At 43.6% G+C, this 19,802-nt stretch carries 16 protein-coding genes; 1 reads left to right on the top strand and 15 read right to left on the bottom strand.

Annotation, left to right across the window (positions count from 1 at the left end):
* Nucleotides 1-14: 14 nt before the first annotated feature.
* From carB to CXM95_RS08850, 12 genes are all read right to left on the bottom strand, one after another.
* Complete coding sequence (gene carB / locus CXM95_RS08905) at nt 15-3,200, bottom strand: carbamoyl-phosphate synthase large subunit (RefSeq protein ID WP_086299447.1); 3,186 nt, start codon at nt 3,198-3,200, stop codon at nt 15-17.
* Nucleotide 3,201: 1 nt separating this feature from the next.
* Complete coding sequence (locus CXM95_RS08900) at nt 3,202-4,281, bottom strand: carbamoyl phosphate synthase small subunit (protein WP_005235984.1); 1,080 nt, start codon at nt 4,279-4,281, stop codon at nt 3,202-3,204.
* A 1-nt stretch (nt 4,282) separates the two neighbouring features.
* The gene (locus tag CXM95_RS08895) at nt 4,283-5,566 is read right to left on the bottom strand and encodes a dihydroorotase (protein ID WP_086299448.1); all 1,284 of its coding nucleotides are present in this window, start codon (nt 5,564-5,566) and stop codon (nt 4,283-4,285) included.
* Nucleotides 5,567-5,602: 36 nt separating this feature from the next.
* Nucleotides 5,603-6,529 (bottom strand): aspartate carbamoyltransferase catalytic subunit, encoded by a 927-nt coding sequence (locus CXM95_RS08890; protein ID WP_005235988.1) that lies wholly within the window; start codon nt 6,527-6,529, stop codon nt 5,603-5,605.
* Between the two features lie 47 nt (nt 6,530-6,576).
* A complete protein-coding gene (locus tag CXM95_RS08885) occupies nt 6,577-7,857 on the bottom strand; it encodes a solute carrier family 23 protein (protein ID WP_005235990.1) in 1,281 nt (426 codons plus the stop codon).
* Nucleotides 7,858-7,876: 19 nt separating this feature from the next.
* Nucleotides 7,877-8,413 (bottom strand): bifunctional pyr operon transcriptional regulator/uracil phosphoribosyltransferase PyrR, encoded by a 537-nt coding sequence (gene pyrR, locus CXM95_RS08880; protein ID WP_005231374.1) that lies wholly within the window; start codon nt 8,411-8,413, stop codon nt 7,877-7,879.
* A gap of 243 nt (nt 8,414-8,656) precedes the next feature.
* Entirely contained in the window at nt 8,657-9,565 is a 909-nt protein-coding gene (locus CXM95_RS08875; protein WP_008379864.1) for an RluA family pseudouridine synthase, read from the bottom strand.
* Entirely contained in the window at nt 9,549-10,034 is a 486-nt protein-coding gene (gene lspA, locus CXM95_RS08870; RefSeq protein ID WP_005226122.1) for a signal peptidase II, read from the bottom strand. Before lspA ends, CXM95_RS08875 begins: the two co-directional genes overlap by 17 nt.
* Nucleotides 10,031-10,738: a CBS domain-containing protein gene (locus CXM95_RS08865; RefSeq protein WP_005235996.1), complete on the bottom strand. Its 708-nt coding sequence runs from the start codon at nt 10,736-10,738 to the stop codon at nt 10,031-10,033. Before CXM95_RS08865 ends, lspA begins: the two co-directional genes overlap by 4 nt.
* On the bottom strand, nt 10,731-11,138 hold the full coding sequence (locus CXM95_RS08860) for a hypothetical protein (RefSeq protein ID WP_005235998.1): 408 nt from the start codon (nt 11,136-11,138) through the stop codon (nt 10,731-10,733). Before CXM95_RS08860 ends, CXM95_RS08865 begins: the two co-directional genes overlap by 8 nt.
* A gap of 228 nt (nt 11,139-11,366) precedes the next feature.
* Nucleotides 11,367-13,037, bottom strand: a complete 1,671-nt coding sequence (locus CXM95_RS08855; RefSeq protein ID WP_008379859.1) for a formate--tetrahydrofolate ligase — start codon at nt 13,035-13,037, stop codon at nt 11,367-11,369.
* Nucleotides 13,038-13,246: 209 nt separating this feature from the next.
* Nucleotides 13,247-13,657, bottom strand: coding sequence for an EbsA family protein (locus tag CXM95_RS08850; RefSeq protein WP_008379857.1), 411 nt, complete (start codon nt 13,655-13,657; stop codon nt 13,247-13,249).
* Between the two features lie 65 nt (nt 13,658-13,722).
* Here CXM95_RS08850 and CXM95_RS08845 point away from each other — a divergent pair, with 65 nt between their 5' ends.
* Nucleotides 13,723-14,139, top strand: coding sequence for a ribonuclease HI family protein (locus tag CXM95_RS08845; protein WP_005236004.1), 417 nt, complete (start codon nt 13,723-13,725; stop codon nt 14,137-14,139).
* Here CXM95_RS08845 and cls read toward each other — a convergent pair.
* The 3 genes from cls to alaS form a co-directional block, all read right to left on the bottom strand.
* A complete protein-coding gene (gene cls / locus CXM95_RS08840) occupies nt 14,119-15,585 on the bottom strand; it encodes a cardiolipin synthase (protein ID WP_008379854.1) in 1,467 nt (488 codons plus the stop codon). The genes CXM95_RS08845 and cls overlap by 21 nt on opposite strands.
* Nucleotides 15,586-15,609: 24 nt before the next feature.
* Entirely contained in the window at nt 15,610-16,752 is a 1,143-nt protein-coding gene (locus CXM95_RS08835) for a cation diffusion facilitator family transporter (RefSeq protein ID WP_101699041.1), read from the bottom strand.
* Between the two features lie 277 nt (nt 16,753-17,029).
* Nucleotides 17,030-19,672: an alanine--tRNA ligase gene (gene alaS / locus CXM95_RS08830; protein ID WP_005236010.1), complete on the bottom strand. Its 2,643-nt coding sequence runs from the start codon at nt 19,670-19,672 to the stop codon at nt 17,030-17,032.
* Between the last annotated feature and the right edge of the window lie 130 nt (nt 19,673-19,802).

The raw sequence follows: 19,802 nt of genomic DNA, 5'->3' as shown, positions 1-19,802 counted from the left end.
CTCCTTTATCTGCGTTAAATTGCTTTTGTTGAAAAACTGCGGGATTCCATCACTTTTAGAATTGCATCCGCTGTATCAAGAGAAGTAAAGGTCGGTACACCATGCTCCACTGCTTCTCGGCGAATGATAAATCCGTCTTCCGTTGCATTTTGGCGATCTTTGTCCATGGTATTGACTACTACTTGGGTCGTTCCTTTACGGATCAAATCAACAACCGTTTCTTCTGCTTGTTGATCAGAGATTTTAGCAACTCGTGTCACTTGCAGGCCTTTTTCTTCAAAGTAATCAGCGGTTCCATTGGTAGCCATTAAGGTGAAGCCGACCTCTACGAAACGCGCCGCCAGTGCTGCTGCCTCTTCTTTGCTTTCGTCTGCAACGGTGAAAAGTGCTTTTCCAAATTCAGGAATATGCAGGCCTGATGCCTCAAAAGCTTTATAAAGTGCTTTTGCCAAATCTTTGTCTGATCCCATTACTTCACCCGTTGATTTCATTTCAGGGCCTAAGTAAGTATCGACTTTTAAAAGTTTTGTAAAGGAGAAGACAGGTGCTTTGATGTGTACTTCATTTGGTGTTGGAGCAAGTCCGTCTTGATAACCTAACGCTGTGATCTCTTCCCCGAGAATCGCCTTCGTGGCAATTTGTGCCATTGGGATCTCTGTTACCTTGCTTAAAAATGGCACGGTTCGGCTAGCACGAGGATTTACTTCAATGACATACACTTTGTTCTCATGGATGACAAATTGGATATTCATCATACCGATACAATTTAAACCTAATGCCAAGCGTTTGGTATATTCTTCGATCGTAGCAATTAGTTCATCCGAAAGATTTTGCGGTGGATAGACTGCCATTGAATCTCCTGAATGGACCCCTGCACGCTCGATATGTTCCATGATTCCAGGAATCAAAACAGTTTTGCCGTCACAGATAGCATCGACTTCACATTCTTTACCAACCAAGTAACGATCGACCAAGACAGGATGTTCTGGTGATGCTTTCACTGCATGACGCATATAATCTTCTAAATCGGCTTGGTTTTCCACGATTTCCATCGCACGTCCCCCTAAGACATAACTTGGGCGGACTAAAACAGGATAGCCGATTTTTTGTGCGATGGCGATCGCTTCTTGTTCGTTCGTCGCCGTGTCGCCTGGTGGTTGCGGAATATCTAATGCTTGTAATGCTTGCTCAAAGAGATCGCGGTTTTCGGCACGATCAAGATCTTCAATGCTGGTGCCTAGGATTTTGACTCCGGCTTTCACCAAAGGTTCGGCTAAATTGATCGCCGTTTGCCCGCCAAATTGGACGATGACCCCAATTGGCTGTTCCAAATCGATCACATGCAAGACATCTTCTAAGGTCAACGGTTCAAAATACAGCTTGTCGGAGATAGAAAAATCAGTCGAAACCGTTTCAGGATTACTGTTCATGATGATCGCTTCATAGCCAGCAGCTTGGATCGCTTTCACCGAGTGCACTGTTGCATAGTCGAACTCCACCCCTTGTCCGATTCGGATCGGTCCAGAACCTAGGACAAGAACAGATTCTTTTTCACTGCGCTTGCTTTCATTCTCAAACTCATAGGTGCTGTAGAAATAAGGTGTTGCTGATTCAAATTCTGCGGCACATGTATCCACCATTTTGTAGACTGGCAAAATCTTTTGCTCATGGCGCAGCGTGCGGATCTCAGCTTCCGTGGTTTCCCACAGCTCAGCGATCTTTTTATCCGTAAAGCCGTTTTGCTTAGCTTTTTTCAACATATCAAGGGATTGTGGATCGTTTGCTAATGCTTGTTCGATCTCAAAGATGTGAAGCATTTTATCTAAGAAGAATAAATCGATTTTCGTCATTTCATTCAAATCTTCGATAGTATACCCTCTTCGGATGGCTTCCATGACGTAGAACAGGCGATCATCTTGCGCCTTGATGACCTTCTCCATCAGATCATTGTCAGAAAGAGCTTCTAGTTCTTTCATTTCGATATGATGTGTGCCGATTTCCAATGAACGAACAGCTTTCAGTAATGACTCTTCAATATTACGACCAATGGCCATCACTTCTCCAGTTGCTTTCATTTGTGTTCCTAATCGACGTTCCCCCGTTTCAAACTTGTCAAACGGCCAGCGAGGAATTTTTGCCACAACATAGTCCAGGGCAGGTTCAAATTCTGCATAGGTGGTTTCTGTGACTGGATTTTTCATTTCATCCAATGTTAAACCGACGGCAATTTTCGCTGCCAGTTTGGCAATTGGATAACCTGTTGCTTTACTTGCTAGTGCAGACGAACGAGAAACCCTTGGATTTACTTCAATCACATAGTAATTAAAGCTATGTGGATCAAGTGCCAACTGAACGTTACAACCACCTTCTATTTTTAATGCGCGAATAATTTTTAATGACGCATCTCGCAACATTTGGTATTCATGGTCTGACAGTGTTTGACTAGGGGCAAAGACGATGGAATCGCCGGTGTGGATGCCGACTGGATCGAAGTTTTCCATATTACAAACAACGATCGCGTTGTCTGCAGAATCCCGCATCACTTCATATTCGATCTCTTTAAACCCAGCAATACTACGTTCAATCAAGCATTGGGTCACGGGCGAGAGCTTCAAGCCGTTTTCAGCGATTTGGCGTAATTCTTCTTCATTGTTACACATGCCACCGCCCGTTCCTCCTAGCGTAAATGCTGGACGAACAATGATTGGAAAGCCGATTTTTTTCGCAAATTCAACTGCTGCTTCCACCGTTGATACGATTTCGGATTCTGGGATCGGTTGATCCAATTCTTCCATTAATTGTTTGAATAAATCTCGATCTTCTGCCTGATCGATTGCCGCTAATTTGGTTCCTAGCAACTCAATTCCTAATTCATCCAAAATACCTGAGTTGGCTAATTCCATCGCCATATTCAAGCCCGTTTGTCCGCCTAATGTCGGTAAAATTGCATCAGGCTGTTCTTTACGTAAAATCCGTGAGACAAACTCAAATGTGATTGGTTCAATGTAGACTTTGTCAGCAATTTCTTTGTCCGTCATGATCGTTGCGGGATTCGAATTGACTAACACCACTTCGTAACCTTCTTCTCGTAAAGCTAAACAAGCTTGTGTACCGGCATAATCAAATTCTGCCGCTTGTCCTATAATAATCGGTCCAGAACCGATTACCATGATTTTCTTGATATCTGTACGTTTTGGCATATTAGTTCTGCTCCTTCCATGCATCGATCATCTCTAAAAATTCGTCAAATAAGTGGACCGCATCATGCGGGCCCGGTGCCGCATCTGGGTGGTATTGGACACTGAATGCTGGGTAGCGGCGATGACGAACCCCTTCGATCGTGCCATCGTTCACTTCGACGTGTGTCACCATTAGTTTTTCAGGATCGATGGATGCTTCATCCACAGCAAAGCCATGGTTTTGTGAGGTAAAATCGATCCGACCAGTGGCGATCTCTCTTACCGGATGGTTCAATCCGCGGTGACCGAACTTCATTTTATAGGTATCTGCCCCATTCGCTAATGAGAAGAGCTGATGGCCTAAACAAATCCCGAAGATCGGTACCTTGCCTTGAATCCCTTGTATCATTTTAATTGCTTCTGGCAAGCTTTTAGGATCACCCGGTCCATTTGTCAGCATTACACCATCTGGTGCGAGGTCTAAAATTTCTTGCGCTGTCGTATTGTATGGTAAAATCGTTAAATTGCAGTTGCGGCGTGACAATTCCCGTAAAATACTGTGCTTCAAGCCGAAGTCGATGACCACGATATTGCGACCAGTTCCAGGACTTGGATAAGGTTTTGAGGTAGAAACTTGTGCCACTTGATTGGTTGGTAAAACCGCCGCTTTTAATTGATCAAAGGCATGGTCAAAGACATCTCCTGCATCAACGATACTCGCTTTCATGGTCCCATGTTGACGGATCTTTCTTGTCAGCGCGCGTGTATCGATTCCTGCGATCCCTGGAATATTTTTGCGTTTTAAAAATTCATCTAACGTCAGCTGTTTCCGCCAATTGCTCGCTAGACGCGCGTGTTCTTTCACAACGACCCCTTTACAAGTCGGTGAAATTGATTCGTAGTCGTCTCGGTTGACGCCGTAATTTCCAACCATCGGATACGTAAACGTAATGATTTGTCCGTTAAAACTTTGATCCGTAATGGCTTCTTGATAGCCCGTCATGCTGGTGGTAAAAACAATCTCGCCAAAAACATTGATACTGGCACCAAAGCCTTCGCCTTCAAAGTATGTTCCATCTTCTAAAATAAGCCAACGTTTCATATTATTGCCCACCTTTTTGCCATACTAATTTTCCATTTACAAATGTATAACTTGTATCCCCATATAACGTCCATCCACCGAAAGGCGTATTGACTCCTTTTGATAGAAATTGCTTAGGATCCACGTTATAAGCTGATTCTAAGTCAAAAATCGCGAGATCGGCTTTGTCTCCGACCATCATCGTTCCGGCGCTTAGACCAAAGATTGATGCTGGTTTCACGGTCATCCAATCCACTAGTTGCTGCAAGGTAAAGCGTCCTGTTTTGACAAAATGAGTGTACAACAATTGGAAGGCATATTCTGATCCGACGATGCCAAATGGTGCTTTTAAAAAGCTTTTCATTTTTTCTTCATAGCCATGTGGGGCATGATCCGTCGCGATACAATCGATCGTGCCATCCAGCAGACCTTCGATCAACGCTTCACGGTCTTCTTGCCCACGTAACGGTGGGTTCATTTTCCAAAAGCCTTCATCGGCAGGAATATCTTCATCGATTAGAAGCAAATGATGAGGAGAAACTTCAGCTGTCACATGGATACCAGCTTTTTTGGCATCTCGGATCACTCGAACACTTTCTTTGGTCGAGACATGGCAGACATGGTAATGAGCACCTGTTGCTTCCGCCAAAAGTACATCACGAGCGATTTGAGAAGCTTCCGTTACACTCAAGATCCCCGGTAGTCCAAGTTCTTCTGCTTTTTTACCAGCATGCATCACGCCGTCAAAGAGTAAGGAGTCATCTTCTGTATGGGCAACCAAGGCCAAGTCATTTTCGGCTGCTTGCTTCATGGCCAGATACATTGTGCCAGCAGTCTGAACACCCACGCCATCGTTCGTCAAGGCGAAAGCGCCAGCAGCTTTCATTCCAGCTGCATCCGTCAACGTTTCACTGCGTAAGTTTTCTGTGATCGGGGCGTATTGTAAGACATTGATTGACGCATCTGCGTTGATTTTTTCGTAAACAGCTGTTAATTTTTCCGGTGTATCGGGAACTGGGTCAAGGTTTGGCATTGCGCAAACTGTCGTGAACCCACCGCGAGCTGCTGCGATGCTGCCCGTTTCAATTGTTTCTTTGTACTCAAAGCCTGGTTCTCTGAAGTGTACATGAACATCCACTAAACCTGGCGTGATCAATTGCTCTTTGGCATCGATGACTTCGTCAAAATCTGTTTCGGGAAATGCTGTACCGATCCCGCGAATGATTCCTTCTTCGATCCAAATTGCTGCAGGAACACAGTGATTGTCTTTTTTGATGATTTTACCGTTTTTAATGAGTGTTTTCATGTAAACTTCCTCCTCTAATTCTTTCCTTTTTGCCTGTTAGGCCTTACCGTTCAACACCGCTTCAAGAATCGCCATTCGAACAAAGACGCCATTGGACATCTGTGTGATGATTCGTGAGCGTAAGCTTTCAACTAAGGCATCAGCCAATTCCACATCGCGATTGACCGGCGCTGGGTGCATTATGATCGCATGCTCTTTCATTCTTGCGGCGCGTTCGACGGTCAACCCGTGATTTTTTAAGTATTCTTCTTTTGAAAAGCTTTCCGTTCCATCATGGCGCTCGTGCTGGACACGAAGCATCATCATAACATCGACTTCTGCGACCAATTCGTCTAATGGTAGCCAATGACCGTATACTTCAAATTCTTCGTCATACCATTCCTTTGGACCTGAGAAGAAGACTTTCGCTCCGAGACGCTTCAACATTTGCATGTTTGATTTTGCGACCCGTGAGTGGGTGATGTCACCTACGATTGCGACTTTCAAGTCGTCAAAATGCCCAAACTCTTCATAGATCGTCATCAGATCTAGCAAGCATTGCGTTGGGTGTTGCCCGCTGCCGTCCCCGCCATTGATGATACTGCACTGGATCGTTTTGCTTTGGATCAAAGCGTCGTAGTAATTTTCATCGCCGTGGCGAATGACCGCAACGTCTACACCTAAAGCCGACATCGTCAAGACCGTGTCATACAAGGTCTCGCCTTTTTGAACAGAACTGGTGGAGGCTTCAAATTCGATGACTTCGATCCCTAGTTTTTTCTCAGCAACATCGAAGCTTTTGTGGGTTCTGGTACTGTTCTCAAAAAAGAGATTTGTTGCGAAATATTGTTCTTTTTGGGGCATCCATTTCGCCCCTCTTTTGAATTCTTGTCCTCTGCGGATGAGTCCCATCACTTCACGGTCCGTCAATGCTTCTACCGTCAAAAGATGCTTTAAGCTGATTCTTTCGGATTGAATAATCATGAATGAATTCCTCCTTTGATTCTGTTTAAACGATGAGTTGGCACAAGTTATTTTTCTTCGCTGCGAGAGCTGTCAGGTAAAATAAGATTCAAGAAGATCCCTAGGACAGTTGCTAACGCCATTGCGGATAATGTGAAGGTACCGACCGTGAAGACAAGACCGCCGATTCCTACCACAAGGATCACTGACGCAATGATCAAATTCTTCTTACGATCAAAATCGATTTTGTTGTCGATCAAAATTTTCAACCCGCTGGCAGCGATGACGCCAAAGAGCAGGAAGCTGATCCCTGAGATGACTGGACCAGGAATACTTAAGATCAATGCGCTTAGTTTTCCAACGAAGCCTAGTACGATGGCTAGAACTGCTGCTCCACCGATGACGAACACACTGTGGACCCGTGTAATTGCTAAAACCCCAATGTTTTCTCCGTAACTTGTCACTGGGGGGCCCCCAACGAGACCGGCTGCAATTTGAGCAAACCCATCTCCCAATAGTGTTCGGTTCAAGCCTGGCTCTTCAAAAAAGTTCCGCTTGGTTAATTTGTTCAAGACCATCAGATGACCGATGTGTTCGGTCATGGTAACAAAAGCGATCGGCGCCATCGTAGTGATTGCATTCAGATACAGTTTTGGTTCATAGTTAATGAAGGGAATCTCGAAGCTTGGCATGCCAAACCAGTTGGCGTCAATGATGGGCTGCACATCGACGATCCCCGCTGCTAAGGCGATCAAGTAGCCGCCCACGATCCCCAGAAGGATCGGGATCAATCCTAAAAACCCTCGCAGAAACATATTGAAGAAAATCGTTAATCCTAAGGTAGCCAAAGCTACCAGAATGTACTTGAAATCGTAGACTGAGTCATTGTACATTGCATTCTGGGCGGCGTTAGCGGCTAACCCTAATCCAATCACCATAATCACAGGACCGACAATGATCGGTGGTAAAATTTTATCCAACCAAGCTGCACCGGCACGTTTAATGATCATCGAAACGATCACGTAAACCAACCCAGTCGTGATGGCGCCTTGTGCGATAGCTGGGTAGCCATCAGATTTCATCAGCATCTGCATCGCTGCGATAAACGCAAAGCTGCTGCCTAGATACGCTGGAATCTTCCCTTTCGTCGTGACCAAGTAAACCAATGTTCCAATACCTGAACTAACTAAAGCGATGCTTGGGTTGATCCCAACGAGGATCGGAACTAAAACGGTTGCCCCAAACATCGTGAAAAGATGTTGTAAGCTTAGACCTAACCAAGGCAGTGCTTTGGGCCGATCTTTGATGTCTAAAACTGCGTCTGGATTACGAAATTCTTGCTTCTGCATGTTGCTGTCACTCTTCTTCCTAGTCGTTTTCTTTATTGATCATGATCCGGTCAGAACCATCGGATTCTTCCATCTCCACGATAATTTCTTCACTTAAAGCAGTTGGAATATTTTTTCCAACAAAATCTGCCCGAATCGGCAGTTCACGATGACCGCGGTCAACTAAAACGGCGAGTGAGATTCTTTTTGGTCGACCAATATCCATGATGGCATCCAAAGCTGCCCGAATCGTCCGTCCTGTAAACAAGACATCATCGATCAAGATGACTTCTTTGCCATCAATGGCAGTCGGGATGTCTGATGAATGGATCTCTGGATCATCTTCTGTCTTTTTGTCATCTCGGTACAAGGTGATGTCCAATTCACCGACAGGTACTTCTACGCCTTCTAGTTGTTTTAAACGTTCTGCTATTCGTTGCGCGATATAGATGCCGCGGGTTTTGATCCCTACCAGCACCAAGTTATCAATGCCGCGATTTCTTTCTATAATTTCATAGGTGATCCGCGTTAACGCTCGTTTCATTGTTACTGCATCTACTACTTCTTTCGCTGCCATATGTTATTCCCTCCTAATTTTGAACATAAAAAAACTCCTACCTGCTTGAGGTAGGAGTCATGTTTTCCGATCGTTGCCTAAAATCCCATTCTGTGGATTTTGGGTACACGTTATCATCTAGTAAGGGTTCGAATCTCCAACGCGGGAGTCGTCTGCTTACTCATTCCTTCTTAGCCTCACGGGACTACATTTAAAGGAGCTATTTAGTTGTTACAATTACTATACAGTTCTCACACAAAAAAATCAATCATTTTTTCGCAATTTTTTTAACGTGTCCGTGAACAGCTCTGGTAATGGCGCTTCAAAGACCAGCGACTCGCCTGTTGTTGGGTGGGTGAAGCCTAGAAGCTTGGCATGTAAAAACTGCCCATTGCCTTTTAGCGTGCGTTTAGGTCCATATAGCGGATCGCCAGCTAGCGGAAAACCGATGTACTGCATGTGGACTCTTATTTGATGGGTTCTTCCTGTTTCCAGCTGTAGTTCTACTAAGGTGAACTGCTCGAAGCGCTCCAACACGGTGAAGTGAGTGACAGCGGGTTTGCCATTTTCGATCACGGCTTGCATTTTGCGATTGACTTTTGATCGACCGATTGGTGCATTGATGGTGCCTTTTTCGTGGCTGATCGTACCATGAACCAATGCTACGTACTTGCGTAACGATGTTTTGTCTTTCAATTGTTTCGCTAACGACTCATGTGCCTGATCATTTTTGGCGATCATTAACAGACCCGACGTATCTTTGTCGATTCGATGAACGATTCCTGGCCGAACAACATCATTGATCGTGGATAAATCATCCATATGGTACAATAACGCATTGACCAAGGTGCCATTTGGATGCCCAGCGGATGGATGAACCACCATCCCTTGCGGCTTGTTGATGACTGCCACATCAGCATCTTGATAGACGATCGTCAAAGGAATATTTTCTGGCTCTAAATCTACTACTTCCGGCTCTGGCACTTGGATGACCAAGTGATCGCCTGCTTTTACTTTATAATTAGCCCGAACCGTTTCACCTTCTAAAGTAACGGCATCTTCTTTCAGCCATTGTTGAACTTGTGAACGGCTATGGTCAGGCAAGCGTTCAGCCAACACTTTGTCGACCCGCCCTTTTTCTTCTTTAATGATTACTTCAATTTGCTTTTCCATTTGATTCTCCTTGTTTCCCTTTTGCTTCGTCATCTACCAGTGCATAAATAAAAATCAAGATTACCCCAAACACTAATGACATATCAGCGATATTGAAAATTGGGAAATTGATAAAATCAAGCTGGAACATGTCCACCACAAAGCCATGCTGCAAGCGATCGATGAAGTTTCCGATAGCGCCACCTAGAACAAATGCCAATCCAAAGCGAAACCACAAACTGCTTTTTTGGTAACGAAACAATAGGTAAACAACGACGGCAACCGCGATAACGGTGATGATCGCAAAAAAAGTGATTTTTCCTTCTAGAATACTCCAAGCTGCACCGGTATTCTGAAGATAGGTCAGGGACAACACATTGTCGATCAGAGAATGTGTTTCACCTAGTTGATAATTGGCAACGATCCAAATTTTCAGCCATTGATCCAAGCCAATGACAACAGCACTTAACAAAAAAAACAACGCGATCATAAATTTTCCACTCTTTCTTCTTTAAAAATATCTCGTGGACGGATGATGCCCAAGAGATTTCCATTCGGATTTTTATCCTTGGTGATCAAAACCGCCTCAAGCAGGGCATTTTTTTGAAACAATTCTTCCACTTCTACGATGGTCGTTTCAGCCGACACGAAACAATAATTTGATCGTTTCCCATCTCCTGCTAATAATTCATCTGCCGTTCTGCCTGTCAACTTGATTTCACCATGGAGGCTTTCTTTCGCTAACCAGTATCCCAGCATCCGCAAAGTGATCAAGCCCAAAAATCGACCATTATCATAGATCGGAAATTGTGAATAGCGCTTTTGGGCAACGATTTTCAATAACTCTGGTAATGGCAGGTGCTTTTCAAAACCAGTCACTCGTTTCGCAAAACGCGGCATGACTTTTTCAGGTGCCAGTAAAGAGCGTTCAATTTCTTGAATGCGATTGACGACCCATTCATTCGGTTCAGCAATGACAAAGTTTTCTCCGATTTTTTCATGTACGATGGCATTGCGCAGCTGAGCCATTTGTAATAAATCATCTTCTGCTCTTCTAACATTGATATTTTTGCTTTTTGACAAGCGACGAACCATTTCAGAAAAACCCATATTCCGTGGATTATCCAATTCGTCACGAAGCCGCTTTTCGATTCGATTAAAACTACTCAAAAATTGATCTGCACCACTAGCCATGAGGAACCTCCTTGATAAGATACGCTTTTTTCAAATAAATCAAAACAAAGACAAAATATGCCACCAAATACACCCCGACAAAAAGCAACGAGTAAAGGGAGATAGAGAATAAGCCCAATACCCCCATCATGAGAAAAAGGCTTAAATAAAAGCCGATATATAATCTTTTAAGCGTAGGATTCATCACGATCTCCAGCTTGAGCGCTGATTGGCCTTGTGGTAGCTGAAAAGGCTGACTTTCTAAAAAAAACATGCGCACACGAATCGGTGTCTGCTCAGCTAACTCTAAAAAAATCGTTTGCTGATGATTGATGGCAGCGATTCTTTTTTTCCCTTGCATGACCTCTAAGGGACTGCCCATTCCATAAAAACCAGTCCTCCTAGTTAGTTGTAGCTCCATTGACAAAGATCACCTCAATTGGTTAAGTATACTTGATTATCAAAAGAAAGAAAATAGACTTTTGCTTGCTTCCTTGATTATTATAACAAGAATCCCTACTTTTATCTTCCATCACGTCTAATGAACGAGAAAAAGACGAATGCCGCTTGCATCCGTCCTTTCAAATCATCTCTTTCCGTTTTTTCGTTTCAAATGCAGCGAATGTCTTCTTTGCTTGTGATCACTCTTTTAGAAAAGACCGATCGCTTGGCCATCAGAAGTCACGTCCATATTGATAGCCGCAGGTTTCTTCGGTAATCCAGGCATTGTCATCACGGCACCAGTCAAGGCAACGATAAAACCAGCACCTAATTTTGGCACGAATTCGCGAATCGTTACTGTGAAGTCATCTGGTGCGCCCAATCGCTTTGGATCATCACTGAATGAATACTGGGTTTTTGCCATACAAATCGGCAGCTGATCCCAGCCTTGCTCTTTGAAGCTTTGCAACTGTGCCTTGGCTTTAGGCGCAAACTCAACCTCTGCCCCGCCGTAGATCTCACGCACAATCAAAGAAGCTTTATCCGCTAAAGGCAAATCGTCGGTATACAAGCGATGATAGTTGGCGGTTTTTTCCTCAATTACTTGTACCAGCGCTTTTGCTAGATCCGTTCCACCGGCGCCACCTTCTGCCCAAACGGCTGTCCGTGCGATGGTGACGTCGATTTGCTGACACATGGTTTCAACTAATTTCCGCTCTGCTTCTGTGTCTTGTGAGAACTCATTAAGGGCAACGACAACTGGAATACCATATTTACGCATGTTTTCAACATGACGCTTTAAATTACTGAAGCCTCGCTCTAATGCTTTTAAGTTTTCTGTCCCTAAATCAGCGACAGCGACCCCACCATGCATCTTCAGTGCTCTGATCGTTGCTACCACTACGATCGCATCTGGTGCCTTTGATAAATTCGGTGTTTTGATATCAAGAAATTTCTCTGCGCCTAAGTCAGCACCAAACCCAGCTTCGGTCACCGTGTATTCGCCTACGTGCAAAGCCGTCTCGGTTGCGATGACACTATTACACCCATGGGCGATATTCGCAAAAGGACCGCCATGGATCAGCGCAGGGGTTCCTTCAATCGTTTGAACGAGATTCGGTTTGAGGGCATCTTTTAAAAGTAAGGCTAAAGCACCTTGGACCGCCAGATCTTTTACGTAAATCGGTTGTTTCCCAAAAGAATAACCAATTAAAATCTTTCCTAATCGCTCTTTTAAATTATCAATACTTGTTGCCAAGCACAAAATCGCCATGATCTCACTAGCAACGGTAATGTCAAAACCGTCTTCTCGGGGAACGCCTTGTAACGGTCCCCCTAGACCGACGATCACTTGTCGTAACGCTCGATCATTCAAATCGACAACGCGTTTCCATGTGACCCGACGTCCGTCGATCCCTAATTCGTTGCCTTGTTGGATATGATTGTCGATCAACGCAGACAAGGCGTTATTGGCAGCCGTGATCGCATGCATATCACCTGTGAAATGTAAGTTGATGTCTTCCATCGGTAGAACTTGTGCTTTGCCGCCGCCGGTGGCGCCGCCTTTGATGCCCATTACTGGGCCCAATGATGGCTCCCGCAAAGCAATGACGGTTTGTTTCCCGATTTGATTCAGGGCATCCGCAAGTCCGATGGTCACCGTTGATTTACCTTCCCCTGCTGGTGTCGGGCTGATGGCTGTGACTAAAATAAGCTTACCTAACGGCTTGTTTGCTTTTTCTTTGATTGCCGACCATTCGATTTTTGCTTTATATTTGCCATAAAGTTCCAGGTCATCCCCTGTTAAACCAAGTGGTTCAGCAATTTCAATAATCGGTTTAGGCGTTGATTCTTGTGCAATTTCGATATCTGATTTCATTTTTACCCTCAATTCACGAACTATTTAGCACTTTAAAATGTATTTTGTTTGCTATGCTCTTATTATACTTGATTTTATTCAGAAAGAAAGAGAGATTTTCCACACTTTTACAAGAAGTTTGCCGAATCCTCTATGTAAACAAAAAACAACGTCCTTCCTAAGGCTGTACCGCCAAAAGGAGTGATCGCTGTTTTCTAGATTCCTATGAATTACTCGTTGGTTTCGACCTGCACCCTTTTTTCAGGGATTTTTTCTTGAAAAAAAGTTTCTAACCATGCCACATCTTTTTTACGCAACGTGAAGGTATACGTTTTTTGATGATCGGTAATGCTGATTAAACGGTTTTTAATTTGCCATTTTTCTATCTCAGGTAAAGAAATAAGGCGTTTCTTCCATAAGCGGGCATAGCGAATAAGGAGCAAATCATTTCTGATGAGCATGCTTCGGTGAATACCTAACCATACAAAAAAGAAAAAGACGGCTAAAACGAGGTTGCTTTTCCAATAAGGTCTGGTATTTTCCAACGAAAGAATCAAACTGATAAATAATATCATCATAGTAAACGACCAATAAATGATCGCTGTAGCAGCTTCCGGTTGCCAATACAATTTACGCTTCATAAAAGTTCCTCACAACATAAAATTTCTAGTATACTATCTTTATCATATCAAAAAAGGGTGAGACAATGTTAAAAGTTTATCTTGATGCTTCCACGAAAGGCAACCCCGGCCCTAGTGGCGGTGGAATCGTCATTGTCGGTACTGATCTGCATGAGCAAATTGCGTTTCCGCTACCTGATTCAACCAACCACCAAGCAGAGTTCGCTGTGATGGTAAACGCGTTGCAGCTGCTGATTGACAAAGGGTTACAGGAACAGACGATTATGCTCTATACCGACAGCAAAGTCGTTGCGCAGACTATCGACAAGAATTATACCAAAAACCCTGCTTTTTCTGATTATTTAACGGAAATTCAATGCTTGTTGAAACAGTTCCCTTTAGCGATCATCCAATGGATCCCTGAGAGCCAAAACAAAGGTGCCGACCATTTGGCACGCCAAGGATTAGCAAAGGCTTTGAAATTAAAGGATCGGAGACAATAACCGAGAGAAGTTTTGTTTGAAGCGCAACCAGTAAGACTGCTTAGCTAAAATTTCATCCGTCAGTAATGTTGATTGCGCCATATCCTCTTCAAAGAAGCCTTTCAACGTTTGCGTGACATCGTGATCGTAGGCAAAAGCATTGACTTCAAAATTCAAGGCATAACTCCGAATGTCTTGATTTGTCGTCCCAAAGGAACTAATGGTATCATCCATCATGACCGTCTTCGCATGGAGGAAACCATTGTTATAGATGTAGATTTTTGCACCACGACGATGCAAATAATTGGCATAATGCTGTGTTGCCCGGTAAATGAATGGGTGGTCAGGCATACATGGGATCATGATTCGGACGTCTACACCTGAGTGGATGGCAATTTCCAATGCGTTCATCATACTGTCATCAGGAATCAAATAAGGCGTTTGGATCCAAATCGATTCTTTGGCAGCTAAGATCATTTTTACAAAACCGCCTTTGAGAATTTGGGTCTCACTTTCAGGACCATCAGCGACAATCTGCAAATCAACATTTCCAGAGAGCTCTTTCGGCGGTAGAATAAAGTAGCGATCCTCGTATTCCAGTTGATCCTCTTCTTTTTTTACAGATGCGTTCCAGTCACGAATAAAAATCTCTTGTAGTGTAAAACTGGCAGTACCTACGATTCTTGCATGGGTGTCTCGCCAATAGCCAAATTTGGCCTTTTTCCCTAAATATTGATCGCCGACATTAAAGCCGCCAGTCCACCCAATTTGACCATCGATCACAACGATTTTTCGATGTAGATGATAGTTCAATCGTGTGTTACGGATCAGGTTCTTCGAAGTGATGAAAGGCACGACTTTTCCACCGGCATCAATCAACGGTTGAAAGAATTTCCGATTGGCTTTCGGTGACCCCCATGGATCATAGACCAAACGCACTTCAACACCTTCACGGGCTTTATCGATCAAGATAGACAGAAATTGGCCACCGATCTCATCATTAAAAAACGAATAATATTCCACATGCAGATTATCTTCTGCTTGCTTCATGTCTTCAAACAATGCTGCAAATTTTTCTTTTCCATCTGTATAAAATTCTACTTTGTTTCCTTTAGTCAAGGGCGATTCATCAAGGTTCTTAAAATAGCGCTCTAATAGATGATTGTCATCTGAGTAAGGATGTTCAGGAAAAGAATAATTGTGCACTTTGATGATTTGATTCAACTCATTGATCCTACTTTGGTGGTGCTCACTAAATTTATAAATAATTTCTCCGTCGATCCCCCGACCACAAAACAAGTACAACAAAAACCCGATGCCGGGGATGAATACCAACGTCATCATCCAAGCAAAGACACTTGCAATCGAGCGTGGTTTCCGAAAAACAGTAATAAAGGCAGCAATCGTATTAATAAACAAAAGTGCCAATAATACCGTGGAAATCATGCTCATATCCATTTTTATCATAGTTTCCTCCTATATCCTGTAACCCTATAATAGGTAACTATGATCGAAAGCAAGCTTCAATTCATAGTCCCCTAGTGTTTCTTTGATTTTTTGTTTCAGCATTTCTTCGATTTCTTGATCACTATACGCCGATTTTGCGGGAATCACTAAATCAAACGCCAACAGATCTCCTTTGACCTGAAAATCATGCATCCGTAACTGCGGATCAACGAAGCGAATGATCTTTGACACTTCTTTTTTTAAATACCGATACTGCTGATCTTGAATTGGTACTGGATCAAGATGACAGACAAGGTCGACCTTTAAAGATTGGCGAAAATCTTGTTCAATAGCATCAATCACCTCATGCGCTTCTCGTAAAGACCACGTTTCATCCACTTCGATATGCACACTGGCAAAGCGATTTTTCGGTCCATAATTATGAACCAGTAAATCATGGTAACCGAGAATCGTCGGATAGTGATCCAAGCGCTGCTCCATGGCAGCTACTTCTTCTTGCGTTGGGCGTGCCCCTAATAATTCGTTGATAAAGGAACGAATCATTTTGATTCCGCTAATCAAAATATACAAGGCAATCAGACAGCCGACAAAGCCATCGATACGTAGGCCAGTCAACCACTCGATCGTCGCTGAAAACAAAACCGCACCCGTTGTATACACATCGTTGAGACTGTCTTGCCCACTGGCTTTAAGTGTTTGAGAGCCAATCAGGTTCGCCAGTTTGCGGTACATCGCTCCCTGCCAGATTTTGATCAAAATCGATAAAAACAAAACGATAAACAATAGTGGTGAAAGACGGATACTCGTCGGTTCCATGATGCGTTGCACAGAGCTGATGAGAAATTGACCGCCAACAAACGTGATGATCAAAGATACCACAAACCCACTGATGGCTTCAAATCGCTCATGTCCATATGGATGTTCACTGTCGGCTGGTTTCGCCGAGATCCGAAAACCGATCAATGTTAAAATAGACGAGGCTGTATCTGAAAGACTGTTGATGGCATCGGCCATAATCGAAACAGATTGTGCAGATAAGCCAATGATAAATTTTCCGGCAAATAATAGGAGGTTGGAAAGCAACCCGAGGCTACCTGCTAACTTCCCGATGGCTGTACGTTCGTAGACACCATTTTTTTTGCTACGATTTAAAAAAAAGTTTAGCAAATCATCACCCTCTCAAAAAACCATCTTTCTTATTTTACCCCGAAGGAATTCAATTAAACAACTATTCGTATCGTTTTTTCGAAAAAAAAGCGAATTCCCTTCAATTATCAAACGCATTTTCAGATAACACGTAGGAAAAAAGGAAAAAGATAACGGAAGGGTCTCCCCCTCCGTCATCTTCGTTCAAAAAAGGACTGTGCTAAAGACCTGCGCTCCTCTTTCACCTATCTTCTTAGAAGGAAAGGAACTTGCGGGTACAGATTCAACCATAGTGTGCTTACTTGGCAGCTAACCACGCTGCTGCGGTCTCAAGTGCTGCTGTGATTCCTTCAGGATTCTTCCCGCCGGCTTGTGCCATATCAGGACGGCCGCCACCGCCGCCACCAACTTTAGGTGCGATCTCTTTGATCAAATCGCCCGCTTTCAATCCTTTTTCATTGGCTACTTTGTTCATAGCAGCTAAAAGATTCACTTTGCCATCATTCGCGGTAGCTAACACTAAAATATCAGAATGGTCTTTTTGTTTCCATTGATCGGCTAGTTGACGTAATTGGTTCATGTCCTTAACAGTCACTTTCGCTGTGATTAGACGCAGACCATTTACTTCTTTGACATCTTTGAAAACATCCCCTGCTTGCTGATTTGCTAACTTGCTGGCAAGAGCTTCGTTTTCTTTTTGCAATTCACGTAGCTGCGCTTGCAGTTGTTCTGTTTTGGCAACGACTTCTTTTAATTGGGCAGATTTAACGATTCCTGCGATTGCTTTTAATTGCGTTTCTTCTTCATGCAATAACGTATAGGCCTCTTGACTAGTCACGGCTTCGATCCGACGAACACCAGCACCGATCCCTGATTCAGAAACGATTTTGAAAATACCGATATCCTCCGTATTTGCCACATGGGTTCCCCCACATAATTCGATCGACCAATCGGCAACATTGACGACGCGAACGTCATGCCCATATTTTTCACCAAAGAGTGCCATCGCTCCCATGCCTTTTGCGGTATCGATATCCGTTTCGATTGTCACAACAGGGAGGGCTTCCCAAATTTTTTGGTTGACGATTTGTTCCATTTGGCTCAGTTCTTCGCTGGTCACTTGCCCGAAATGACTAAAGTCAAAGCGCAAATGTCCTGGAGCAACTAATGAACCTGCTTGGTTCGCATGGCTACCTAATACTTCTTTTAACGCTTTATGCAATAAGTGAGTCGCCGTATGATTTTTGATGATCTTATTGCGACGATGCTGATCCACTTGTAAGAAATAGTTCACGCCTTCTTGTAGTGGCGCTTTGACTGTAGCAGTATGCAAGAACTGACCGTTCGGTGCTTTTTTGACATCCGTCACTTCCGCTACGATCGTACCATCTTCTGCTACGATCGTGCCTGTATCCGCAACTTGTCCACCCATTTCTGCGTAAAATGGTGTTTCAGCAAAAATCAGTTTTGCTTCACCTGTCGAAACAGAATCGTGTAATGCTTCGTCTTGGATGATCACTAATAATTCACTGTTAGCTTCAAGTGAATCATAGCCAACGAAACGGCTGTCTACTTTGATATCCGTCAATAAAGCGGATTGTACGCCCATTGAAAGCTCTGTTTGTCGAGCCGCACGAGCGCGGGCACGTTGTGCATCCATTTCTTGTTCAAATCCTTGATGGTCCACTTTCAACCCTTCGTCTTCCGCCACTTCTTCTGTCAATTCAACTGGGAAGCCGTAAGTATCATACAATTTGAAAATATCTTGACCAGCTAACGTATCTTGGTTGTCTGCTTTTACTTGGGCGATCACTTGATTTAAAATATCTAACCCTTCATTGATGGTTTCATGGAAACGTTCTTCCTCGTTGCGGATCACTTTTTCAATAAATTCTTGCTGCTCTAGTACTTCAGGATAGTAGCTTTCCATGATCTCGCCAACGATCGGTACTAATTTGTATAAGAAGGCAGCATCGATCCCTAATTTTTTCCCATGCATGACTGCACGACGTAATAAACGACGTAAAACATAGCCACGGCCTTCATTTGAAGGAAGTGCCCCATCGCCGATCGCAAAAGAAAGCGCGCGGATATGGTCTGCAATCACTTTAAAGGAGATATCTGTCGTTTTGCTGTCGCCGTAGTTCACACGACCGCTTAAATCTGCCACTGCATTGATGATCGGCAGAAACAAGTCTGTTTCAAAATTGGTTGGTGCATTTTGAACGATGGAAACCATTCGTTCCAGCCCCATCCCCGTATCAATGTTTTTATGTGGTAGTGGTTCATAGGAGCCATCTGGTTGATGATTGAATTCTGAAAAGACCAGATTCCAGATTTCCAAATAGCGCTCGTTTTCGCCACCAGGATAGTTTTCGGGATCATCTTCCGCTACGTCATTAAACTCAGGGCCACGGTCATAGAAAATCTCCGAATCCGGTCCACATGGTCCTGCACCAATGTCCCAAAAGTTGTCTTCAATCTCAACGATATGCTCTGGTGTCAAGCCGACTTCTTCTGCCCAGATCCGTTTTGCTTCTGTGTCTTTTGGATAAACCGTGACATATAACTTTTCTGGATCAAAAGCCATCCATTCTGGGGAAGTCAAAAACTCCCATGCCCAATGAATCGCTTCATTTTTGAAATAATCGCCGATCGAAAAGTTTCCTAGCATTTCAAACATCGTATGGTGTCTTGCTGTTTTCCCAACGTTTTCGATGTCGTTGGTCCGAATTGATTTTTGCGCATTGGTCATTCTTGGGTTTTCAGGAACAACACTGCCGTCAAAATATTTTTTTAGCGTTGCCACCCCTGAATTGATCCATAATAGGGTTGGATCGTTGACTGGGACAAGGGACGCACTTGGTTCAATTGAATGACCTTTTGATTGAAAGAAGTCCAAAAACATTTGGCGTACTTCTGCACTGGATAATTGTTTCACGTTATTCTCCTACTTTCTTCTGTGTTCGCTTAAGATACAGGGGCTGACAAAATTGCTGGTAAGGCGCTCTTATGCCTGTAGAGTCGTTTTGACGATAAAAAAACACCATTGCAGAGCAAGGACGTCGATA

Origin of the sequence: Enterococcus sp. CR-Ec1 (assembly GCF_002850555.1) — a bacterium.
Taxonomy (GTDB): domain Bacteria; phylum Bacillota; class Bacilli; order Lactobacillales; family Enterococcaceae; genus Enterococcus_D; species Enterococcus_D entomosocium.
The sequence above is the reverse complement of the archived record's forward strand: the minus strand, read 5'-3'. Positions and strand labels throughout refer to the sequence as shown.